The 23,184-nt window shown below is 55.3% G+C and carries 21 protein-coding genes, 1 tRNA gene and 2 pseudogenes; 14 read left to right on the top strand and 10 right to left on the bottom strand.

The window, feature by feature from the left end; translation table 11 throughout:
- Nucleotides 1–22 precede the first annotated feature (22 nt).
- Nucleotides 23–1,009 carry a tRNA-modifying protein YgfZ gene (ygfZ, locus tag ACUTSW_RS12130; protein ID WP_006327726.1) on the bottom strand — a complete coding sequence of 329 codons (987 nt, stop codon included), beginning with the start codon at nt 1,007–1,009 and terminating at the stop codon, nt 23–25.
- Between the two features lie 324 nt (nt 1,010–1,333).
- Here ygfZ and sdhE point away from each other — a divergent pair, with 324 nt between their 5' ends.
- From sdhE to creD, 5 genes are all read left to right on the top strand, one after another.
- Entirely contained in the window at nt 1,334–1,600 is a 267-nt protein-coding gene (sdhE, locus tag ACUTSW_RS12125) for an FAD assembly factor SdhE (RefSeq protein WP_004952428.1), read from the top strand.
- A complete protein-coding gene (locus tag ACUTSW_RS12120; RefSeq protein ID WP_445584523.1) occupies nt 1,581–2,003 on the top strand; it encodes a protein YgfX in 423 nt (140 codons plus the stop codon). Before sdhE ends, ACUTSW_RS12120 begins: the two co-directional genes overlap by 20 nt.
- Nucleotides 2,003–2,698: a two-component system response regulator CreB gene (gene creB / locus ACUTSW_RS12115; protein ID WP_062868495.1), complete on the top strand. Its 696-nt coding sequence runs from the start codon at nt 2,003–2,005 to the stop codon at nt 2,696–2,698. Before ACUTSW_RS12120 ends, creB begins: the two co-directional genes overlap by 1 nt.
- Nucleotides 2,695–4,113: a two-component system sensor histidine kinase CreC gene (gene creC / locus ACUTSW_RS12110; RefSeq protein WP_445584522.1), complete on the top strand. Its 1,419-nt coding sequence runs from the start codon at nt 2,695–2,697 to the stop codon at nt 4,111–4,113. Before creB ends, creC begins: the two co-directional genes overlap by 4 nt.
- Before the next feature lie 84 nt (nt 4,114–4,197).
- The gene (gene creD, locus ACUTSW_RS12105) at nt 4,198–5,562 is read left to right on the top strand and encodes a cell envelope integrity protein CreD (protein WP_445584521.1); all 1,365 of its coding nucleotides are present in this window, start codon (nt 4,198–4,200) and stop codon (nt 5,560–5,562) included.
- Nucleotides 5,563–5,599: 37 nt separating this feature from the next.
- Here creD and fldB read toward each other — a convergent pair whose 3' ends face one another.
- Entirely contained in the window at nt 5,600–6,118 is a 519-nt protein-coding gene (gene fldB, locus ACUTSW_RS12100; RefSeq protein ID WP_004952413.1) for a flavodoxin FldB, read from the bottom strand.
- 106 nt (nt 6,119–6,224) lie between these two features.
- On the opposite strand from fldB, the gene xerD reads away from it, so the two are divergent.
- From xerD to ACUTSW_RS12065, 7 genes are all read left to right on the top strand, one after another.
- Nucleotides 6,225–7,124, top strand: a complete 900-nt coding sequence (gene xerD / locus ACUTSW_RS12095) for a site-specific tyrosine recombinase XerD (protein ID WP_445584520.1) — start codon at nt 6,225–6,227, stop codon at nt 7,122–7,124.
- A 27-nt stretch (nt 7,125–7,151) separates the two neighbouring features.
- Nucleotides 7,152–7,868, top strand: a complete 717-nt coding sequence (dsbC, locus tag ACUTSW_RS12090; RefSeq protein ID WP_004952410.1) for a bifunctional protein-disulfide isomerase/oxidoreductase DsbC — start codon at nt 7,152–7,154, stop codon at nt 7,866–7,868.
- 6 nt (nt 7,869–7,874) lie between these two features.
- Complete coding sequence (gene recJ / locus ACUTSW_RS12085) at nt 7,875–9,608, top strand: single-stranded-DNA-specific exonuclease RecJ (RefSeq protein ID WP_062868487.1); 1,734 nt, start codon at nt 7,875–7,877, stop codon at nt 9,606–9,608.
- Between the two features lie 166 nt (nt 9,609–9,774).
- Nucleotides 9,775–10,873 (top strand): peptide chain release factor 2 gene (prfB, locus tag ACUTSW_RS12080; protein ID WP_013814375.1). Its coding sequence is split into 2 segments (ribosomal slippage): nt 9,775–9,849 and nt 9,851–10,873, totalling 1,098 coding nucleotides; the frame shifts between segments, so codons are not numbered across the junction.
- A 9-nt stretch (nt 10,874–10,882) separates the two neighbouring features.
- A complete protein-coding gene (gene lysS, locus ACUTSW_RS12075; RefSeq protein WP_062868484.1) occupies nt 10,883–12,400 on the top strand; it encodes a lysine--tRNA ligase in 1,518 nt (505 codons plus the stop codon).
- A 170-nt stretch (nt 12,401–12,570) separates the two neighbouring features.
- Nucleotides 12,571–12,644, top strand: a tRNA-Gly gene (locus ACUTSW_RS12070).
- 971 nt (nt 12,645–13,615) lie between these two features.
- Entirely contained in the window at nt 13,616–14,401 is a 786-nt protein-coding gene (locus tag ACUTSW_RS12065; protein WP_445584519.1) for an SDR family NAD(P)-dependent oxidoreductase, read from the top strand.
- Nucleotides 14,402–14,549: 148 nt separating this feature from the next.
- Here ACUTSW_RS12065 and ACUTSW_RS12060 read toward each other — a convergent pair whose 3' ends face one another.
- Nucleotides 14,550–14,921: a winged helix-turn-helix transcriptional regulator gene (locus ACUTSW_RS12060; RefSeq protein ID WP_445584750.1), complete on the bottom strand. Its 372-nt coding sequence runs from the start codon at nt 14,919–14,921 to the stop codon at nt 14,550–14,552.
- Between the two features lie 143 nt (nt 14,922–15,064).
- On the opposite strand from ACUTSW_RS12060, the pseudogene ACUTSW_RS12055 reads away from it, so the two are divergent.
- Nucleotides 15,065–15,343: pseudogene (locus ACUTSW_RS12055) on the top strand (SDR family NAD(P)-dependent oxidoreductase); the annotation flags it as partial.
- Nucleotides 15,344–15,419: 76 nt separating this feature from the next.
- Complete coding sequence (locus ACUTSW_RS12050) at nt 15,420–15,890, top strand: nuclear transport factor 2 family protein (protein WP_445584518.1); 471 nt, start codon at nt 15,420–15,422, stop codon at nt 15,888–15,890.
- Between the two features lie 487 nt (nt 15,891–16,377).
- On the opposite strand, the gene ACUTSW_RS12045 is transcribed toward ACUTSW_RS12050, so the two are convergent.
- The 7 genes and pseudogenes from ACUTSW_RS12045 to ACUTSW_RS12015 all read right to left on the bottom strand — a co-directional run bounded on the left by ACUTSW_RS12045 (nt 16,378) and on the right by ACUTSW_RS12015 (nt 23,110).
- Complete coding sequence (locus tag ACUTSW_RS12045; protein ID WP_445584517.1) at nt 16,378–17,307, bottom strand: SDR family NAD(P)-dependent oxidoreductase; 930 nt, start codon at nt 17,305–17,307, stop codon at nt 16,378–16,380.
- An 80-nt stretch (nt 17,308–17,387) separates the two neighbouring features.
- A complete protein-coding gene (locus tag ACUTSW_RS12040) occupies nt 17,388–18,101 on the bottom strand; it encodes an SDR family oxidoreductase (RefSeq protein ID WP_445584516.1) in 714 nt (237 codons plus the stop codon).
- 230 nt (nt 18,102–18,331) lie between these two features.
- Nucleotides 18,332–18,541, bottom strand: a pseudogene (locus ACUTSW_RS12035) (hypothetical protein); the annotation flags it as partial.
- A 1,166-nt stretch (nt 18,542–19,707) separates the two neighbouring features.
- Entirely contained in the window at nt 19,708–19,920 is a 213-nt protein-coding gene (gene cspE, locus ACUTSW_RS12030) for a transcription antiterminator/RNA stability regulator CspE (RefSeq protein WP_004952373.1), read from the bottom strand.
- A gap of 1,226 nt (nt 19,921–21,146) precedes the next feature.
- Complete coding sequence (cbpM, locus tag ACUTSW_RS12025; RefSeq protein WP_006327698.1) at nt 21,147–21,452, bottom strand: chaperone modulator CbpM; 306 nt, start codon at nt 21,450–21,452, stop codon at nt 21,147–21,149.
- Nucleotides 21,445–22,371, bottom strand: coding sequence for a curved DNA-binding protein (gene cbpA / locus ACUTSW_RS12020; protein WP_004952366.1), 927 nt, complete (start codon nt 22,369–22,371; stop codon nt 21,445–21,447). Before cbpA ends, cbpM begins: the two co-directional genes overlap by 8 nt.
- A gap of 169 nt (nt 22,372–22,540) precedes the next feature.
- Nucleotides 22,541–23,110, bottom strand: a complete 570-nt coding sequence (locus ACUTSW_RS12015) for an HdeD family acid-resistance protein (protein WP_445584515.1) — start codon at nt 23,108–23,110, stop codon at nt 22,541–22,543.
- Between the last annotated feature and the right edge of the window lie 74 nt (nt 23,111–23,184).

The following is a 23,184-nucleotide window of genomic DNA, read 5'->3' as shown; positions in this document are numbered from 1 at the left end:
ACGGATTCTGCGTACTGAACCCTTACGCTTCCAGCGAATACGGCAAGGGTTTGATCGTCAACTGACTGGCGGCATCGTCACGTACCCGCAGTTTGCTGTCGGCATCCAAATCATTATTCAACACCGCTTGCACCCAAAGCCGGCCATCGGCCAGCTTACCGGCGGCCAGCACCGTACCGGTCCGGCGCCAGTTATCGCCCAACTGCAGTTCGAGATCCTCAGCGGCCAGCGGCACCCGTCCGGCGTTGCCTTCCAGCCAGTACAGCGCACGCTTGTTGGCGCCGCGGAATTTGGCACGAGCAACCATCTCCTGGCCGGTATAGCAGCCCTTGCTGAAGCTGATGCCCTCCAGTGCCTGCAGGTTGGTGGCCTGTGGAATCAACTGCCCGCTGTTGGCGGCGTCAATCACCGGGTAACCGGCTTCGATATCCAGCGTCAGCCATTGTTGGCTGTCGTTCAGTTCTGCCTGCTCGTTCAGTTTGCCCGTTAATTGTTCGGCCACCGCGGCGGTGGTCACCAGCAGAAAACGTTCCGCCGGCGCAGAGAAGTGCAGCAGGGTGGTTTCACCGTCCTGCACCACCTGATGCTCCGCATCCGGCAGGCTGTTGAAGACGCCCGCCAAGGCTGCGCGTGCCTGAAAACCGGCTACGCCCAGCAGCACCGCTTCGCTATCGACGGCAATGGTGAGCTTGGAGAACACCGCGTATTTCTTGATTTCCGCCAGTTGGCTGTCCAGTACGCTGCGGCGTTCCAGATAGGCAAAGTCTTCACCGCGGTGGAACAGACGCAGGTTGCTCCACATTTTGCCCTTGGCATCGCAGTGGGCGCACAGCACGTGACGATCGGCCGCCAGCGCTTCGATGTCTGCAGTCACTTGGCCCTGAAGGTATTTCACCCTGTCCGGGCCGCTCAGCGTCACCAGCGCCCAATCCTCCAGAGAGATCAGGGTCAGGGGCAGATGGGAAGAGGCGGAAGGCTGACGGGGTGGAAATGGAATTTTATACGCCATAGTAAGATCCTGCTTAACGTTTAGCTTACCTGAGGGTGTGTTGGCCCCATGGTAAAAGAGGCGGCGGGCTTTGCAAACTGTTATTCACGCTTGCCGCCTCGGCAGCGCTTTTTTTGACATTTAGCGCTTTATTCCACTTTACGTAGAGAACGTCCTTCCCGGCGAGTATGTCAAATTGTTACTCTATGGGATTACGGCCAAAGGTAACCCTTGCAGACAGATCTTTGGCCGATGGAATTATATCGCGCAGGTGTTGCCATACAGTGTGTCGGTTGAACCCTGCGATGGCTTTTGCCACGCCGAAAAGAGGTTAGTCATAACAACATGGATATTAATAATAAAGCACGTATTCACTGGGCCTGCCGCCGTGGCATGCGTGAGCTGGATATCTCAATCATGCCGTTCTTCGAGCATGAGTACGACCAGTTGAATGACACAGACAAAGCGTTGTTTATCCGCCTGCTTGAGAGCGACGATCCCGATCTGTTCAACTGGTTGATGAATCATGGCGCTCCGCAAGACAGTGAACTGCAGAGAATGGTGACACTGATCCAGACGCGAAATAAAGACCGTGGCCCAGTGGCGATGTAATGTCCGCATTTCCTGGTGCACCCAGCTACTCTCGCTGCTGACCCACGGCGTTCTGATCCTGCTGATCCTGATTTCGCCCTGGCCGGAAGGCTACGGCCCGATCTGGCTGGTGTTGTTGACGCTGGTGGTATTTGAATGCATCCGCAGCCAAAAGCGCATTGCGTCACGGCAGGGCGAACTGCGTCTGCTGGCGAATAAGCGGTTAAGTTGGCACGGACAGGAATGGTTGCTGGTAAAGCAACCCTGGATGCCGCGTTACGGCATTTTGCTGACGCTGCAGCCGACGCAGGGCAAAAAACGCCGCCGGCTGTGGCTGGCCTCCGACAGCATGGGCAAAGCCGAATGGCGGCATCTGCGCCAGTTGTTGCTGCACCCGTCGGCCGATGATGACGAGGAACCCTGATGAAGCCGACGCTCTGGCTGGTGGAGGATGAACCCAGCATTGCCGATACGCTGATTTACACCCTGGAGAGCGAAGGCTTTCAGGTACGCTGGTTCGAGCGTGGCGAGCCGGCATTGCAGGCGTTGGCGCAAGGAGCGCCCGCGCTGGCCATCCTCGATGTCGGCCTGCCGGACATCAACGGTTTTGAACTGTGCCGCCGTCTGTTGTCGCAGTCGGCGGATTTGCCCATTCTGTTTCTCACCGCCCGCAGTGACGAAGTCGATCGCCTGATCGGGCTGGAGATAGGCGCGGACGATTACGTCGCCAAACCTTTTTCTCCCCGCGAAGTCAGCGCTCGCGTGCGCACCATTCTGCGTCGCCTGCAAAAACAGCAGCGCCTGCAGCAGCCCGCGCTGTACACCTTTGGTCCTTTTGACCTGGATGAACCTGCGGCGATCCTTTATTACCATCAGCAGCCGCTGCCGCTGACCCGCTACGAATTTCTGCTGTTGAAAACGCTGCTGCTGGCACCTGGCCGGGTGTTTTCACGCCAGCAACTGATGGACAGCGTTTGGGCGCAAGCGGAAGAGAGCCTGGATCGCACCGTCGACACCCACATCAAAACGCTGCGCGCCAAGCTGCGTGCGATCGATCCCGGTGAACCGCCTATTCACACCCATCGGGGTATGGGCTACAGCGTGAGCCGCCAAGCATGAGAATCGGCCTGCGCCTGCTGCTGGGGTATTTCCTGATTGTGGCGGTGGCGGGCTATTTCGTACTGAGCATCTTCGTACAGGAGGTAAAACCTGGCGTGCGGCGTGCGACCGAAGGCACCTTGGTGGACACGGCTAACCTGCTGGCGCAAATAGCGCGTCTGGACCTGCAGCGCGGCGACGTGGCGCACGGGCAGCTCGCACAGGCGTTCACCCAACTGAATCAACGGCCGATTGGCGCCAACATTGCCGGTATCCGCAAGGATCGCAGCGAATACCACGTGTACCTCACCGATGCGCGCGGCACGGTTATTTTTGACTCTGCCGGCCAGGCGGTCGGCCAGAACTACTCACGCTGGAATGACGTTTATCTGACGCTGCGCGGCCAATATGGCGCACGCAGTACGCGCAGCAACCCGCAGGATGAAAACAGCTCGGTGATGTACGTCGCCGCGCCAGTGCTGGAGCAGGGCAAGATTATCGGCGTGCTCAGCGTAGGTAAACCGAACAGCAGCATGGCGCCGGTGATCAAGCGCAGCGAGCGGCGCATTTTGTGGGCCGGCGCGCTGCTGCTGGGCATTGCCTTGCTGATCGGGCTGGGTTTCGTCTGGTGGATCAACCGTTCGATTGGCCGGCTGGTGCGCTATGCCGATGGCGTAGCGCAGGGCGAAAGCGTGCCGTTGCCAAAAATGGGCAGCCACGAGCTGACGCAACTGGCGCAAGCGCTGGAAAGTATGCGGATGAAGCTGGAAGGTAAAGCTTATATCGAACAGTACGTACATACCCTGACCCACGAGTTGAAAAGCCCGCTGGCGGCGATCCGCGGCGCAGCCGAGTTATTACAGGAATTGCCGCCGCCGGCGACTGCCCGGCGATTTTTGACCAATATCGAGCAACAAAGCGCCCGTATTCAGCAATTGGTGGATAAGTTGCTGGTGCAGGCGCGGCTCGAGAGCCGGCCTGGCCTGGAATTGGCACCGCTGGCGATGGCGGCGCTGGTGCGCCAGGCGGTGGCGGGCAAAGAAGCTCAGGCGGCGCAGCGCGGCGTTGTGTTGCAGGTGGATGCGCTGGAGGCGATCACACTGACCGGCGATGGGCTGCTGATTAGCCAGGCTCTGACCAATCTGCTCGACAACGCGCTGGATTTCACCCCGCCGGGCGGTGCCGTCAGCCTGTGCGGCGAGCGCCGGGAGAGCCACTACCTCATCACCGTCAGCGACAACGGCAGCGGCATCCCGGACTACGCGCTGGACAAAGTGTTCGAGCGTTTCTATTCGCTGGCGCGGGCCGATAAACCCAAAAGCAGCGGGCTGGGCCTGAACTTTGTGCAGGAAGTGGCGCGATTGCACCGGGGCTGCATTCAGTTGTACAACCGCCAACCGCAGGGCGTGGTAGCCGTTTTCACTTTATCGCTCTGACTTCACCGTCCCTTCACATAACCACATCCTGTTTTCACTTGCCGGTTTTATCGTGGCGCCATTACCTACAAGGAGCGCGCAGCGATGATGAAATCGGTACTGTTTTGGAAAATAACCACTCTGCTGGGATTGATGATTTTAATGATTATCCCGGTGACGCAGTTGATGAACGTGATTGAGGAGCGCAGTGGCTATCGCCAGAGCGTGGTTGGGCAGGTGAGCGAAAGCACCAGCCGGGCGCAGCGCATTTTGGGGCCGTTGATTGTCATCCCTTATATCGAGCGGGAAGAGAAGAAGGACGACAAGGGGCAACCGGTAGTGCAGAGAGTGAGGCATTATCGTTATCTGCTGCCGGAGAGTTTACAGGTTAGCGGCAAGCCGAATGTAGAGGTACGCAAGCTGGGTATCTATCAAACCCAGGTATATCAGGGACCGTTAAAGTTTCAGGTAAAATTCGGTCAGCCGGACTTGGCTGATTTGCAGCGCAGCAACGTGACTCTTGAGCAGCCCTACTTGCTGGTTGCGCTCAGCGACTCACGGGGTATCAAGAGCATCTCGCCACTTGCCAGCACCCAGCCGCCAACCCTCTTTGAACCGGGCACTCGCGTGGATACGCTGCCGCAGGGCATCCATGCGCCGTTGCAGCTTGCCGCGTTGCAAAAAGAGGGGCTGGATGCCGATTTTACCCTAACGCTGGCGGGTACCAGCAGCTTGTCACTGGTGCCGCTCGGCCGCAGCAGCGAATTAACGCTGCAAAGCAACTGGCCGCACCCCAATTTCCTTGGCAACTTCCTGCCGGATGAACGCAAGGTGACGGAAAAAGGCTTCAGCGCCCGCTGGCGCAGCACCTGGTTCGCCAACAACATCAACAGTGCGTTTCATTACGACGATGGGATCATTGACGAAGACAAGCTGCCGGCCTTCAGCGCCAGCCTGATTGAACCTGTAGATCACTATCAACTGACCGAACGTGCGGTGAAATATGCCGTGTTGTTCATCGGGCTGACGTTCATGGCGTTCTTCCTGTTCGAAACCCTGACCGGCCTGCGGGTGCATCCGATCCAGTATCTGCTGGTCGGTGCCGCGCTGGTGCTGTTCTACCTGATCCTGCTGGCGTTCTCCGAACATTTCGGTTTCGCCACCGCCTACCTGTTGGCCAGCGTGGCCTGCAGCGGCCTGATTGCCTTTTATCTCAGCGCGGTGCTGCGCGGTAAGCGGCGCGGGGCGATATTCGCCGGTAGCCTGCTGATGCTTTATGGCGTGTTGTACCTGCTGTTGCAGTCGGAAGATAATGCGCTGGTGCTCGGGGCAGGGCTGCTGTTCGCTATTCTGGCGGGAATAATGCTGCTGACGCGTAAGCTGGACTGGTATCAGGTGGCCGATCCGGCGCGGTTGAGCGGCGAAACGCCGACCGGTGACGGCGAAAACCGCTTCCGGTTGTGGAAATAAGCAGAGGCGTTGGGCGCGGCAATCGCGCCCATTGGCATTACAGCAGCGGTTCCATCTCCAGCAGGATCTGTTCGCACCACTGTTGCAGGCGGTCTTCGCTCATGTCGTATTGGTTCACCTCATCCAGCGCCAGGCCGACGAAGTGTTTGCCATCGGCGCTCAGCGGTTTCGGGCTGGTGAATTCAAAGCCTTCAATGGGCCAGAAACCGATAAACTGCACGCCGAGCGGGGCGATGTGATCGTGCAACATGCCGAGCGCATCGAGGAACCATTCGCCGTAACCGAGTTGATCGCCCATGCCATACATGGCGACGATTTTTCCTTTCAGATCCAGCGTCGTCAGTTGCGGCCAAATCGCTTCCCAGTCTTCCTGCAATTCACCGAAATCCCAGGTAGGAATGCCGAGGATCAGGATGGAATATTCTTCCATCAGTTGCGGGGAAACGTCTTTCAGGTTGTGCAGGTCGACCAGGTCTTCGCCCAGAATCTCACGGATTTTTTCTGCCGCCATCTCGGTGTAGCAGGTGCTGGAGCCGTAAAACAGACCAATCTTCATTTTTAAACCGTTATGTTACCGTTCGTGGAATGGCATCGAGTGTACCAGATTTGCACTGGCTTAAGGCATAATGGCGCAGGTGGAAAGCTAACAAAGAGAGGACCGCGTGCAACAGCAAGAGAGTGCGCTGATTGAGCAATTCCTGGATGCGCTTTGGCTCGAACGCAATCTGGCAGAAAATACGCTGGCTTCTTACCGGCTGGATCTGCAGGCGCTGAGCACCTGGCTGAACCATCAAAATACCTCGTTGTTACAGGCGCAGGCGCTGGATTTGCAGGCGTTTCTCGCCGAACGGGTGTCGGAGGGCTACAAGGCGACCAGCTCTGCGCGTTTGCTGAGCGCCATGCGCCGCCTGTTCCAGTATCTGTACCGTGAAAAGCTGCGGGAAGACGATCCGACCGCGCTGCTCGCCTCGCCGAAGCTGCCGCAGCGGCTGCCGAAAGATTTGAGCGAAGCGCAAGTCGATGCCTTGTTGCAGGCGCCATGCGTCGATCAGCCGCTGGAGCTGCGAGACAAGGCGATGCTGGAGGTGCTGTACGCCACCGGTCTGCGAGTGTCCGAACTGGTCGGGCTGACCATCAGCGACGTCAGCCTGCGCCAGGGCGTGGTGCGGGTGATCGGTAAAGGCAACAAGGAACGGCTGGTGCCGCTGGGCGAGGAGGCGGTGTACTGGATCGAAAATTATCTGGAGCACGGCCGCCCGTGGATGGTCAACGGCCAAGCGCTGGATGTGCTGTTCCCAAGCAACCGCTGCCAGCAAATGACCCGACAGACGTTCTGGCATCGCATCAAACACTATGCGATCCTAGCGGGTATTGATAGCGAGAGGCTGTCACCGCACGTGTTGCGCCACGCATTTGCCACCCATTTGCTGAACCACGGGGCCGATCTCCGTGTCGTACAGATGTTATTGGGGCACAGCGACCTCTCGACCACGCAAATTTATACGCATGTAGCGACCGAACGACTGAAACAGCTACATCAACAGCATCACCCGCGTGCGTGACACGCCGGGCTCAAAAGGATTGGAAGAATGAATAAAGGTTTAATGCTGCTCTCTCTGCTGGTGGCTTCGGTGACCGGTGCGGCCCACGCCGACGATGCGGCAATCAAAAAAGCGCTCGGCAGCCTGGGCATTCAGCAGGCGGAAGTGCAGCCTTCACCGGTTAACGGCCTGAAAACCGTGCTGACCGATAACGGCGTGCTGTACGTGACCGAAGACGGCAAACACATTCTGCAAGGCCCGCTGTACGACGTCAGCGGCAAAGAACCGGTTAACGTCACCAACCAATTGCTGACCGGCAAGCTGGAAGCGCTGAAAGATCAGATGATCGTCTACAAAGCGCCAAAAGAAAAACACGTGATCACCGTGTTTACCGACATCACCTGCGGCTATTGCCACAAGCTGCACCAGCAGATGAAAGAATATAACGACCTGGGCATTACCGTTCGCTATCTGGCGTTCCCGCGCCAGGGGCTGAACTCCCAGGCCGAGAAAGACATGCAGTCAATCTGGTGCACCGCCGACAAGGCCAAGGCTTTCGATTCCGCCATGAAAGGCGATGCGGTGTCCCCGGCGACCTGTAAAACCGACATCAGCAAACACTATGCGCTTGGCGTGCAGTTCGGCATTCAGGGCACCCCGGCGATCATTCTGGAAAACGGCATGATGATCCCGGGCTATCAGGGGCCGAAAGAGATGGCCGCCATGCTGGATGCGCATCAGACCGCAACCAAAACCGGTGGTTAATCGCCGGTGAGCCTCAAAACACAACTACGCCGCCGTGCGGCGACGGACGACAGCCATCTGCCTGCCGGCCTGCATCCGCTACTGCGCCGTTTATACGCGCTGCGCGGCGTTAAGGCTGAGCAGGAACTGGAGCGCAGCGTCAAAGGCATGCTGCCCTGGCAACAATTGGACGGCATCGACACCGCCGTTGGCATTCTGCAACAGGCGCTGGCCGCGAGTCGCCGTATCATGGTGGTGGGGGACTTCGACGCCGATGGCGCTACCAGTACCGCGTTGACAGTGTTGGCGTTGCGCAGCATGGGCGGCAGTGCGGTTGACTACCTGGTGCCGAATCGCTTCGAGGACGGCTACGGCTTGAGTCCGGAAGTGGTCGAGCAGGCGGCGGCGCGCGGTGCAGAGTTGATCCTGACCGTGGATAACGGCATCTCTTCCCATGCGGGCGTCGACGTGGCGCATGCCAAGGGTATGCAGGTACTGGTCACCGACCACCACCTGCCGGGGGAAACCTTGCCGGCGGCGGAAGCGATCGTCAACCCGAACCTGCGTGGCTGTGAGTTCCCCTCCAAATCCTTGGCTGGCGTCGGTGTGGCTTTCTATCTGATGCTGGCGTTGCGTGCCCGGCTGCGTGAAAGCGGTTGGTTTGAACAACGTGCGTTGGCGATGCCGAACCTGGCAGAACTGTTGGATCTGGTCGCTCTCGGCACGGTTGCCGACGTAGTGCCGCTTGACGCCAATAACCGCATTTTGGTGTATCAGGGCCTGAATCGCATTCGCGCCGGCAAGTGTCGGCCGGGCATCCGGGCGCTGCTGGAAGTGGCCAACCGTGACGCGCGCCAACTGGCGGCCAACGATCTTGGTTTTGCGCTGGGGCCGCGGCTCAATGCCGCCGGGCGGCTGGACGACATGTCGATTGGCGTGGCGCTGTTGCTGAGCGATGACATTGCGCAGGCGCGCATGCTGGCCAACGATCTCGATGCGCTGAACCTGACACGGCGCGAGATTGAGCAGGGCATGCAGGTCGAGGCCTTGCAGTTGTGCGACGAACTGGAGCGCAGCAGTACCGCCTTGCCGTATGGGCTGGCGATGTATCATCCGGAATGGCATCAGGGTGTGGTGGGCATTCTGGCCTCGCGCATCAAAGAACGTTTTCACCGCCCGGTGATTGCGTTTGCGCCGGCGGGCGAGGGCATTCTGAAAGGTTCCGGCCGTTCGATAGCCGGCCTGCACATGCGCGATGCGCTGGAGCGGCTGGATACGCTGAACCCGGGTTTGATGATGAAGTTCGGCGGCCATGCGATGGCGGCCGGGTTGTCGCTGGAAGAGGCCAAATTCGACGAGTTTCGTCAGCGCTTTGGCGAACTGGTGGGGGAATGGCTCGATCCGGCGATGCTGGAAGGGGTGATCTGGTCCGACGGTGAGCTGGCGATGCAGGAGCTTTCTCTGGAAACGGCGGAGCTGTTGCGCGAGGGCGGTCCGTGGGGGCAGGCGTTCCCGGAACCGACTTTCGACGGTAAGTTCCGTATCCTGCAACAGCGGCTGGTGGGCGAGAAACACCTGAAGCTGATGGTGGAGCCGCTCGGTGGCGGCCCGTTGCTCGACGGCATCGCCTTCAACGTGGACACCACCCTGTGGCCCGACAGCAGCGTGCGTGAAGTGGAGCTGGCCTACAAGCTCGATGTCAATGAGTTCCGTGGTAACCGTAACGTGCAGTTATTGATCCAGCACCTCTGGCCGCGTTGATTTTTCCTGAACGGGCGCGGTGATGCCGCGCCTGATTCAGATACACATCTTTCCCCCCACAAAAACTGACCAACTCGCTATAAACTGACGCCCGGATCCGATAGAATTACCGGTTCTAATGGCATTTCGCCATCGACGACATCAACGTAAAAGAACGCTAAAAACCATGTTTGAAATTAATCCGGTAAAAAACCGAATTCAGGACCTGTCCGAGCGGACTGCCGTTCTTAGGGGGTATCTTTGACTATGATGCCAAGAAAGAACGCCTAGAAGAAGTCAACGCCGAGCTGGAACAGCCTGATGTTTGGAACGACCCCGAGCGCGCACAGGCGCTGGGTAAAGAGCGCGCGGCGCTTGAAGCCATCGTGGAAACCATCGATCAACTGGAACAGGGCGGCGAAGACGTCACCGGCCTGCTGGAACTGGCGGTTGAAGCCGACGATGAAGAAACCTTTAACGAAGCCGTAGCCGAACTCGATCAACTGTCTGCCAAGCTGGAACAATTAGAGTTCCGCCGTATGTTCTCCGGTGAATATGACAGCGCGGATTGCTACCTGGACATCCAGGCCGGCTCCGGCGGCACCGAAGCACAGGACTGGGCGAGCATGCTGCTGCGCATGTACCTGCGCTGGGCGGAATCCAAGGGCTTCAAAACGGAAGTGATTGAAGAATCCGACGGCGACGTCGCGGGGCTGAAATCCGCCACCATCAAGATTATCGGCGACTACGCGTTCGGCTGGTTACGCACTGAAACCGGCGTGCATCGCCTGGTGCGCAAGAGCCCGTTCGACTCCGGCGGCCGTCGTCATACCTCGTTCAGCTCGGTGTTTATCTATCCGGAAGTGGACGACGATATCGATATCGACATCAACCCGGCAGACCTGCGTATTGACGTTTACCGTGCCTCCGGTGCGGGCGGTCAGCACGTAAACAAAACCGAGTCGGCGGTACGTATTACCCACTTGCCGACCAACATCGTGGTGCAGTGCCAGAACGACCGTTCTCAGCATAAGAACAAGGATCAAGCGTTTAAACAGCTGCGAGCCAAGCTGTACGAGTTTGAGATGCAAAAGAAAAATGCTGATAAACAGCAGATGGAAGACAACAAGTCCGACATCGGCTGGGGCAGTCAAATCCGTTCTTACGTGCTGGATGATTCCCGCATCAAGGATTTGCGCACCAACGTTGAAACGCGTAACACGCAGGCCGTATTAGATGGCGACCTGGATAAATTCATTGAGGCAAGTTTGAAAGCCGGGTTATGAGGAACAGAAATGTCTGAGCAACAACCACAGGGCGCCGATCAGGCGTTGGAACTCAATAACGAGTTGCAGTCACGCCGTGAGAAACTGGCCGGGCTGCGCGAGAACGGCATTGCGTTCCCAAATGATTTCCGTCGCGACACTACGTCCGACAAGCTGCACGCTGCATACGGCGATAAAGATAACGAAGAGCTGGAAGCGCTGGGCGTGGAAGTCACCGTTGCCGGCCGCATGATGACCCGTCGTATCATGGGTAAAGCGTCATTCGTGACGCTGCAGGACGTCGGCGGCCGTATCCAGCTGTACGTCGCGCGCGACGATCTGGCGGAAGGCATTTATAACGAGCAGTTCAAGAAGTGGGATCTGGGCGATATCCTTGGCGCTCGCGGCAAGCTGTTCAAAACCAAGACCGGCGAACTGTCTATCCACTGTACCGAACTGCGCCTGCTGACCAAGGCTCTGCGCCCGTTGCCGGACAAGTTCCACGGCCTGGCCGATCAGGAAACCCGCTATCGCCAGCGTTATCTGGACCTGATCGCCAACGATGAGTCGCGCAACACCTTCAAGGTGCGCTCTCAGGTGATGGCGGGGATCCGTAACTTCATGGTGGAACGCGGCTTCATGGAAGTCGAAACCCCAATGATGCAGGTGATCCCGGGCGGCGCTTCTGCGCGTCCATTCGTGACTCACCACAATGCGCTGGACATCGATATGTACTTGCGTATTGCCCCGGAGCTGTACCTGAAGCGCCTGGTCGTAGGCGGCTTCGAACGGGTATTCGAAATCAACCGTAACTTCCGTAACGAAGGCGTTTCTCCGCGTCATAACCCAGAGTTCACCATGATGGAACTCTATATGGCTTACGCGGATTACAAAGACCTCATCGAGCTGACCGAGTCGCTGTTCCGCACCCTGACTCAGGACGTGCTGGGCAAAACTCAGGTACAGTACGGTGACGAAGTGTTCGATTTCGGCAAACCGTTTGAAAAACTGACCATGACCGAGGCGATCAAAAAATACCGTCCGGAAACCGATCTGGCCGATCTGGCTGACATGGGCAAGGCGGTGGCTATCGCTGAATCCATCGGCATCAAGATTGAGAAGAGCTGGGGTCTGGGTCGTGTAGTTACCGAGATCTTCGAAGAAGTGGCGGAAAGCCACCTGATTCAGCCGACCTTCATTACCGAATACCCGGCGGAAGTGTCCCCGCTGGCGCGCCGTAATGATGAGAACCCGGAAATCACCGACCGTTTCGAGTTCTTCATTGGCGGGCGTGAAATCGGTAACGGTTTCTCCGAGCTGAACGACGCGGAAGACCAGGCGCAGCGCTTTGCTGACCAGGTGAATGCGAAAGACGCAGGCGATGACGAAGCGATGTTCTACGACGAAGACTACGTCACCGCGCTGGAGCACGGCCTGCCGCCGACGGCTGGCTTGGGTATCGGTATCGATCGCATGGTTATGCTGTTCACCAACAGCCATACCATTCGCGATGTGATCCTGTTCCCGGCAATGCGCCCGCAGAAATAATCTTTTGTGAAGTGAACATCAACCGGTGCAGGCGACTGCGCCGGTTTTTTTTCGCTTATGGGAAGGAAACAGGGGGCCGATGCGGCTAACTGCTTAAAACATCGGCAGTTACGCGCTATCTCCGCTTGCCCGGCGTGGATAACCGGTTATAATGCCAGTCGCACACCGATGCGGGTGTAGTTCAATGGTAGAACGGCAGCTTCCCAAGCTGCATACGAGGGTTCGATTCCCTTCACCCGCTCCAAGTTCTACTTATAAATCAACACATTGATTTAATAAGTGCCTCTAGCTAAGGTAATTTCTCACCTACAACGCTATCCGTACCATTGAACTACACCCGTAACTGTCACTGTTTGGTGTGTGGTTGATCTGTGAACATATCAAACCGTTGGCGGTCGTTCCAGCGTCTTACCGCGATAGCAAAACAAGAAAACTAGCCCCCACTGCAGGCTCTAAATACTCGCAGAAAGCTCATGGCAAGGCGTATTTAAGCCAGATGTCTCTAACTGCCAGCGCTTCAGCCACGCCTTCCTTAGGGGGCCAGAAGCAGGCAACGCCAGATTTTGCTGAAAAACAACCAGAAACCACACCGCGACTTTATCAACCGGGATACCCCGCCTGCATCGCCGATGCCGTGCGCCAGTGCCTGTGGGACAGGAAGGGAGCCGTTTTGAGCGTTGTACCACTGGACCATCAACCATTCGGCCGTAGTCCTGGAGGCACAATTGGCGTTCGATCGGGTAAGGGCTGCTAAAAAATAACTTTATGTTAATATCGTTTTGATATCGACTTGGTTTCATAATGATAGTAACCTACCGGCCACAAGCGTTCCGTATGAGGGAAGCTATCGATGAAAACATTCCAGAGAGATCCAATTCATCAGGCTTGTCTGATCGGTACACCGCACTGTGGCTGAGCCGACCGATTCACCACCTTTAAACACTCTGTACGTACGAATTTTGGTGAATGTCATGCATAAGAGTGCAATTCACTATACCTGTATGACCTGTGGAATTTGCTGTAAAGGACGGCTGATTTCTTTATCCACTTCAAAGTAGAGGTGTTCCACTGGCACATGAAGACTCAGGCAACTATATCTATATCTATCAAGTGTTGTAGCGCTTTATGGCTGCTGTCTTCACATCAGGAACATTCTCGATGCTGTCGCCAGACCGGGACATTGATCTCGTTCTATCGTAGAAAGAAGGAATTAGCATGAGCACTACAAAAGACAAGTGGGTTCTGATTACCGGCGCATCAAGTGGTTTTGGCGAAGAGTTCGCGAAGCAGTACGCTGAATTAGGTCATCCGTTGGTGTTGGTTGCCCGCCGACTGGAACGTCTTCAAACCCTTGCAACATTCCTGCAACACACTTACGGCATTGAGGTTTTGGTGGAGCAGGTCGACCTGTCCGACACTGATGCTATCGCAAAACTTCACGAAAGTTTAAAGGCCCGTGATATCCCTATCGATATCTTGATCAACAATGCCGGGCATGGTCTGCAAGGTCCGTTCCTGGACGCAAAGTTGAACGACGCAATGGCTATGATCCAACTCGACATCGCAAGCCTGACGGCCATGACCCACCTTTTCGGACAAGACATGAGACAGCGCAAGCGTGGGAAAATCCTTCAGGTTGCGAGCATGCTGGCTTATCAAGGGGTTGTGAATTTCGCCGTGTATTCCGCTGCCAAAGCTTACGTTTTGCGCTTCGGAGAAGCCTTGCACCGGGAGTTTAAAAAAGATGCAGTAACTGTTACGACGTTGTGCCCGGGTTTGGCCAATACGGAGTTCGCCAGCGCCGCAAAACAAAAAATCACCTTTGGCTTAAGGCTAATGATGATGCAACCAGCGCCAGTGGTAAGGGCTGGGATACGAGGACTTCAAGCGGGGCGCATCAGCGTGGTGCCAGGCGTAGTGAATAAATTGAATGTGGTCTTCATGTGGGCCACCCCACGTTGGTTGCATCAGGCGGTGTTCTCACGGGTGATGAATGATTGAACTACCACGATTTTCCTGGACGATGAGTGAGTAATTGCATGGTTAGCAAACGGGACGATTAAAAAGTTGAATGCGGCATGCCCGCGTTGACTGATTTCAACGACCGGGCTGCGCGCGCCCGGCATGTGATGTCAGCCAGCCCGGGGAGCTATGAGCCTTTTGTGCCGGCTGCCTGGTGGCCTCTCTCCGCGACTAAAGCTTCTTGTTGACGCAGCACGGCTGCATAGTGCATCTCCACCCAATCGGCCAGTTCTCGCACTCTTACAGCCGCTTCCGTACCCATAGGCGTCAGCGTGTATTCCACGTGTGGCGGCACGATGTCATAGGCGTGACGCTCCACCATTCCATCGCTTTGCAACAACTGAAGCGTCTGCGCCAGCATTCGTTCGCTGACGCCGCCGATCTTGCGTCGTAGCTGGCTGAACCGCAGCGTGCCAGGCAGCAGAGCAATCAGCACCAATACCCCCCAGCGGCTAGTCAGGTGGTTCAGGATTTCACGCGATGGGCATTGTGGAGCCATCACGTCGCCACGCCTTAACCGCTCGGACAAAGGGACTGCTGACGTCTTTTCTGATGACCTTGAAGGAACGTTTGCATTCATACACTTACCTTTTTGTGCGTACTTACTTAAAGTAATTTTATATCCTATATTGGCTCATGGCTATGGCCGGCGATACCTCTTGGACGCTGGCTGATCTGGCGGCGGAAATCTCGAAGCAGACCGGCAAGAACATCCCTTACCACAATATCCCGGAAGCCGACTACGCCGCCGCGCTCGAAGGTGTTGGTTTGCCAAAGGGGCTTGCCGCAGCCTTAGCCTCTTACGACGTCAGCGCCTCCCAGGGGGCTCTCTACGGCAACGAGCGCGCCTTGGCCGAACTTATCGGGAGGACAACCACGCCGCTTGCTATCAGCGTCGAACGTGCGCTAAAGGCACTCTGACGAACTGTCGGCAAGCAGCAGTTTAATATCAATCAAGGAAGCGAATCATGAAGAAACATCCGACGGGGAGGGTTCGATGACGCTGTATCTGAAACGCCTCATTCTTATGGTCAGCTTGGTACTGGCGGGGAGCGCAACGGCGGAGCCTGCTATCCAAGCCCGTGACACCTCCATCGAGGAGGCCAATCGCCAACTGGTGCTGACCTTCTACGACCGTTTCTTTAATCGCCATGATATTGTGCAAGCGGCGAAGGTCGTTGCCGATGACTACCGTCAGCACAATCCCGGTGTGCCGGATGGCAAGGCGCCACTCGTCGATTACTTCACTGGCTTCTTCAAGAGCAACCCTCAGTCGCGCGCCCGCATCGTGCGCAGTGCGGCCGACGGCGATTTGGTTTGGCTACATGTGCATTCGACCAATGGCAAGGATGATCTGGGCCGAGCTGTGCTGGACATCTTTCGCGTCAAGGACGGCCAAATCGTTGAGCATTGGGATGTGATCCAGGATGTTCCCGGAAAGTCTGCCAATCCAAATACGATGTTCTAGCCTCGAAAGATAATCGCTTCGTGCGGTTCAGCATTTTTGACGGGCACCGACCCGGCCGCTGCTGGATGAAGTACGGATTCCTGGTAAGCCTGCGCGGACGTGCAGGTTATTGGCTAACAAAGCCAATGAGGCAGAACACCTGCGTCACTAATGCGACCGTTACCGAACGCAATTGGTGTTTCCGCTAAATACGCTGCCGCGCACACCCAAGTCCAGCCAGGCTCGACTATCTGATCGGCCATCGTATCTGTAGCGGAGCATCATTGAGGCGCTGTTTGGCTGGCTAAAACAAAACCGCACAATCGGCCCTCGCGATGACGAGCGTGCGTGAAGTATTTTAGCCATCGTGACGCCTGGCCTGCAGCCTACGTTCTATATGGCACTGGTTTTCGTAGGCTTGAATACCTGAGCGGCCCTTGGTGCCCTGTGTCGATCACCCATATCCACACAAAGGATTAAGGGAGTCGATGCTCGTGAGCGGATTTTTTCATAGGTCGTTTGTCTGTGGCGCATAGTCCGCTGCGTGGCGTCGGACGAAATCAGCCATTGTCGTCGCAGGCTTACCGGTCAGAATGGGCAGTTCATCTGTTTCACGGTCGTATCGCCCCTGTTGATGTAGCCGTGCCATGACAGATAGGTGGTCGACGACGTGCGTGGGTACGCCGGCATCGCGTAATTTGTCCGCCCAGGTTGCGACCGGCACATCCCGATAGGCGATGGGGCGGCCGAGCGCGTCAGAGAATATCCGGGCATAGTGCTCCAGATCGGTGGACTGCGGGCCGGTGAGGTTATAGACCTTGCCGATATGAGGTGCAGGATCAACCAGAATAGTCGAAACGGCATCGGCTACATCTGCGGCGCAGATGGGTGAGGTTCGACTCTGACCTAGTGGAAGCAGCAACGTGTTATTTTCCCGGACATTGGCTGCGGCAAAACGCAGAAAAAAACCCTCCATGAACACGGTCGGACGCAGCGTTACGACAGGCAGCCCCGACCATGTGAGCGCTTGCTCGGCCAACCAGTGCAGCTTGTGCTGAGGACTGTCGGTTGTTTCAGTGATACTCATCTGTGAAATCGTCATCTGTGACATGTTCACGAAGGCCTCGACACCGTGATGTCGCGCCACCGCAGCCGTATTGACCGTGGCCTCCAGATAAGCCGGCGACACCGACATGCCAAAGTAGATTCGTGCGACACCTTCGATAGCACGATGCATCGACGTGAGATCGGTCAGGTCGCCTACCACCACCTCAGCGCCGAGCTGACGTAAAGCGGCAGAGCGGGTATCTTCGCGCCGAACCAAGGCGCGTACCTTCAGTCCTCTGGCGAGCAGCGTCTCGGTCACTGTGCGACCGATACCGCCGACAGCTCCTGCCGCTCCGGTCACCAGCACGGGACGATTATCGTTTTTGCTCATTAATTCTTACTCCATTCGCGTCTATAGCACACGCTAGTTGCCATGGTGCGGCCAGCTACTGTGAGCCGGCCGCCAAAGTCTTAGCCCTGTGTAATCGGCTGCAGATAGATGCCGTTGCTCAGGTTTTGCTTGATTTGTTCGCTGGTTCCGTCGGCCAGCACCTCGGGCTGCTCGTTGAGCACACCATCGAGAATGCGCTGGACGACCTCGTGAGGGGCAGCTTTCTGCACGCCCTCCAGACCACGGGTCATGTCTGTGTCAACGAACGCGACGTGTACACCTACCACCAGCGTTCCCTGGGCGGCTAGACGCAGGCGCAGGCCGTTGGTCAATGACCATGCTGCCGCTTTGCTTGCCGAGTACGTCACCGTGTTCGGAAGATTGATCCAGCTCAGGGCCGAGTGCATGTTGACGATGGCACCGCCCCCGTTGGCGGCCAGAATCGGTGCGAAGGCCAGGCTGGTGGCCAGCGGGCCGACCGCATTGGTCTCGAATTCATGACGAAGCGTGTCCAGGCTGATGCTGTCTTGCGCTTGACCGCTCAGGCCACTGATGCCTGCATTGTTGATCAGGAGTGTGAGATCGGGTGCATTTTGGACGGCTGCAGCGATGTCTTCCGGGCGAGTAACGTCGAGCTTGAGCGGCACTACGTTTGGCAAAACTTCGATGGTGGAAGGGTCACGCGCTGCGGCGTACACCTTGGCTGCGCCGGCCGCCAGAAGTGCCTGGACGAACGCCTTGCCCAGCCCGCGGTTGGCACCTGTGACCAGGGCAATGCTGTCTTTGATCTGCATGTCGGTTACTCCTTGCGTGTTAAAGAGTTGAGGCGCGATCTCATCGTGATCGCAGTGTTGAGTGGGTTGGGAGGTGCCGAAGCCAAACCGGCTTCCTGACCAAATGGCCTCATGGCGATTTCCGTGCACAGGGGATTGGTGAGACCCATGCCGCACAGGAAGGCCGTCATCGGCAGGGCATACCACCACAGGTTTGGAGGTGCGGTGCCTAAGAACAATAATGCATCCCCAGCCAGGGCGAAGATGATAAAGAAGCTTGCCAGCGTCAATCCGAGTTCGTGTGCGCTCACGCCCAACTCCTGGTCTATATCCGGAAAGGCAGAGAGGATGATGTTCGCGGATAGCATGCCGATGGCAGCCAGCCCGGCGAAAAGCGCGACGATCTTGCCCGTAAGGGGACGATCCAGCAGGATCCCCACGCACTCATCCCAAATGGCCATGAAGTGCTGCAGAAGGTTGACGGGCGTGCCACCGCCCGGGGAAGAGCCACGGGCGACGAGGAGAGTGCGAGTGACATCTGCCGTTCGGGGTCCTATCCCTACAAGGATTGCGGCCATACATTCTTCCCTACGTTGCTGCCATAGCATGATGACGTGGCTAAACGGCCGGCACGCTCATTTGACATCAAGTATTATGGTTGCGATATCGGATTTTAATTATGATGGGTGTCATAAAAATCATCAAGCGATGCCGGGCATCAAGCACAATTCAATCGAGGTCTACTGATGAGATATCCAGCCAGTCAAACGGCAGAGCGGCACGAGAGGAGCTTGGACGGGGCCTCCCGCCTGTTCCGTGCCGAGGGCATCGCCGTGGTGGCACGATCGCCCAAGGGAAGGTTCCCTGCCTGGGCCAATCCTTGCAGCACACGTTTACCTGCCGGTCAGCTTTATGAAATGGCGACCAAAAAACCGATGATTGCGATCAACAGGACCCAAAACCATTTAGAGGTTTTTTCCGGCTTCCATTCTTCGCCATATTCAACGTGATAATCGGGTCTGACATCCTTTCTTTTCAATCACATTCCCTGGAAATTAACATCCTTAAATTCCTGCGGGTATACTTTAAGATGAATCTTAATGTTATTAAATTTAATGCGTATTTTTGGGTAAAAATCTCAATGGAATATGAGAGGGGTATTTATGAAATACCAACAAAAACAAGGGGTTTAATAGGGTTTTGTTGCGTTATTATCTTTTGCCGTTTCTTGGTTGGAATCTAAAGATGAATGGCATTTTCCTTCCTGTGCCAGCGTGGCCAGCACCCGCTTTTACGCCCGCCAACCTCTGCGCTGCCGGTTTGCCCACAGGTTTCTGCAGCATATTGGAATGAACATAAAGCATTATCAATCTGACAGGAATGCAGGTGAACTTATGGTGGGGGATTGGTCTGTTGTTTACTGCGATGACTGGCTTTGCACTTTTGGTTTTTGATTCGTTTTTCAGCGGGTGACTGAAGCACCGCGTTCCATTTTATTGGTTTCGAAGCATTTTCGACATTACAGAAATGCAAAAACCCGCCATAAGCGGGTTTTGGATCGCTAATACTTAACTGCTCAGGCCGTTGCCTTCATCGCGATTGTAAGTTTTAGCGAGATTATCGGCGATTAAAGCGCGATAACGTTTACAGCAGAAGGGCCTTTAGCGCCGCTCTCAACAGAGAACTCCACTTTCTGACCTTCGTCTAAGGTTTTAAAATCGCTGCTCTGGATAGCGGAGAAATGTACGAATACATCTTTGCTGCCATCTTGTGGAGTGATAAAACCGAAGCCTTTATCTGCGTTAAACCATTTTACTAAACCAGTCATTTTAGTAGACATAGATACATCCTTTTTCATTTTTGAGCCACTCATCGTGGCGAACATGGCCTGTTTTGCAGAATTTTACTTATGGGGCACTTAGGAGGAGGCTCATGAAGAAGGGGTATCTAGAGATAACGCTTGGACTGAGGACTGCTTTACTAAAACTGCTTTCATAAGGTCTGTGTTCCAAACCGATGACGTCATAGTAGGCTTGGTTTGATTTATTAAGCAAGGATTAATTTTATTAATGTCGTGGGTAGGCTGTCACACTTCTGACGTAGTGTGATGATTGTCCGAGAATTTGGAGTGTGGAGCCGGCATTTTTCCCCGCAATGTGGTTGACGCATAAAAGATAAAAGCCCTGACCGTTGCAGTCAGGGCTTTTATGGTACTATTGACTTCAGATTTAACATTAATGAACTTAATATTTCTTACTGCTAAGGTACTACTTTTAAATGTACACGTTTATCACAGATAATATTGGGTGATAATACTAACTAAAACCTCCCCTATATTTACCAGTTCACATTATCCGCCAACCTGAATGAATATTCCAAGGTATGGCATTTTAAACAAGTACATCTCCCCTCGCGATATAGACTCTTGATGCGTAGCCTCACTTCCATTGCGATCTTGTTGCACTGTTTTCTAGACTGTCTTGAAAACCAATCGCAAACAAAAAACAATTGAATCATGGCATTACATCATCGCGTTTTGGTCCGCACCCTGCGATTGTAGATACTGACTACGTGGCCTTAAAGCGTCATCAAGCGAGGGTCTGGCTTTTACTCGGCATTGATGCCCATACAAAAAACACTTCGTGGCCTTTATCGCAAAATAAATTTAAATCAACTTAATTAACACTTTTGGTAATAACAGCTAGCTACCATTTTGCTGCTGCTGATGACCAATCTACGGGTTTTTAAAAGGGTGTCAATACTGTTTTTAATGACATGTTTTTAATAACATGTTTTTATTCACAGTGTTTATACGAGATCTCTTTAAAACCGCGCTGAACATTTATTTTTATCGGCTTACCTTTTTTGGGAGGGGGGGTATTATGTCGGAGTTTTTTTTAAATGGCAGGGCCGATGCTTGGGTAATATTAGCGTTTCATTAGCTAACCCAAAAACCAAAATATGATCTTGTCCGTAGAAGGCCGGCTGTCGATTTATGTTGCCTCAGAAACCGCTATCCGGGCCTGACGTAGCCCGCTGCAGTAGCAACGGGCTGTTCCCCCGGTATCAGGGTCTGGTGACGAATCGTGCAAGTTGTTGGTGCAATTGGCTGTTTTCTTTACGTAAGTGCTCAATTTCCTCCAGCAGCGTCAAGGTGACCGCGATACCGGGCCAGTCCAGCGCCAATTCACGATGCAACTGTTGAGCGCGGTGAAAAATGGTCAGCGCATGATCGTCAAATACCCAGTCTGCAGCCGTCGGGTTACGCGGTTCGATCACCCCCAGGCCTACGATTTCCGTTAACTCATCCTCTGAAACACCGGTATGCAGGCAAAATTCGGTAATGGTTAAAGTTACTTTTACGTTAGCCATTTTGCTTACTCCACTCTTTGCGTGGGTCAAAAGCGGGTTGCGCCTCCGCCAGTTGTTGCCACAACGCAGCATTTTTTTCGTCCGGCTTCGGTGGCATCACGACCTTAATCACCGCATATAAATCCCCGGTTTCTTTCTTGCCGACCAGGCCTTTCCCCTTGATACGCAGCCGCTGGCCGGTCTGACTACCGGCTGGAATGGTCAGCAGAATAGGGTCTTTCAGGGTCGGAACCGGCACCTTGGCACCCAGAGCAGCTTCCCATGGTGATACCGGCAAGACGATCTCCAGATTATGGCCGACGATGTCGAACAGCGGGTGCGGCGCAATGCGGATGATCAGATAGAGGTCACCGTTGGCGCCGCCCTCAGCGCCCGGCGCCCCCTGGCCTTTCAGGCGAATGCGTTCGCCATCGCCCACGCCGACGGGGATCTTCACATTAAGGGTTTTGGGAACTTCCTGTTCCACCATGCCGAAAGCGTTATAAATCGGCAGGCTATAGCGAATGGTCCGGGTTTGCTCGGCCAGAGTTTCCTCAAGGAAAACCGCCACTTCCATCTCGATGTCTTGCCCGCGCATGGCACGGCTTTGGCGTCGGTGTTGCGAACGCGCATGTTCGCCAAACATCGAGGAAAAAATATCGGAAAAGTCTTCGGCGTTATTGGCGTGGCCGTGCTGCGTTTGACGGCCAAAATTAGGGTCGTTGCGATGTTGCACCAATTGATCGTATTCGGCGCGACGCTCATCGTCTTTTAACACCTCATAGGCTTCCGCGACTTCCTTGAACTGCGCTTCGGCATTCGATTCGGTGCTGACGTCGGGGTGATATTTTCGCGCCAGACGACGATAGGCCGTTTTGATAGCCTTGAGATCGTCCGATGGCTTAACCCCTAAAATGGCATAATAGTCCTTGAATTCCATAGCGTAATCATCTCATTTCAATCTTTCATCTGAGGGAATGGCTGAGCCTGCATTGCATGAAACCTTACTCAGGGTAGGGCACTTGCCACCGGGACATCGACATAATTGTGCGGCCGGGCGGCTAATGAGCGAAAAAGGCGGGGTGATAAACCCTCCTTCACGTATGCGCTTAATTGCGCTTTAGCTGCCTGGTGACCCTGAATAGGCTGAAGGCGCTGAACAACATTTCAATACCTACAAGGGTGGTCACCAGTATGACCGATGTCATCGGATCGGCGCTAAACAGCATCCAGGCAATCACCAGATCCAAGAAGCCAATGACGAACTGCAACCAACTGCCGCTGACTTCACGCAGCTTATAACCGGCAACTAACCGCACAATACCACCGAGCGCAAATAATATGGCGAGGTATATCGCCAGCGTCAGAATGCCGGCCAATGGACGGGTAATGAACAGGTAGCCGATAATCAAATAAGCCACGCCCAGTAATAGGCCGCCGATCATCGGCCAGGTGTTTTGTGCCCGATTGGCTATCATGCCCGTCACCAACGCCGCGCCGCTCAGCAACAGTAAGACGCCGACCAGAATGCTCAGCGCTGTGCCGGATGCCAGGGGGTTAATCAGGCACAGAATACCGCCCACCAAGAGCAGGAAGGCAATAATCAGCAGGGCAGTGCGTTGCTTTTTGAGGCGTTCTTCACTCAGGAGGGGCAGATTTTTATGGTCAAAATTTAACATGACAGTACTCCATTTGTCGTATGGTGCTCAGTAATCCCTACTTGTTTAGCATAGTCCTTTTGGCGCTTTTTGAC

The sequence above is a fragment of the Serratia sp. TSA_198.1 genome, from assembly GCF_052686505.1.
This window is presented reverse-complemented; position numbering and strand designations above follow the sequence as displayed.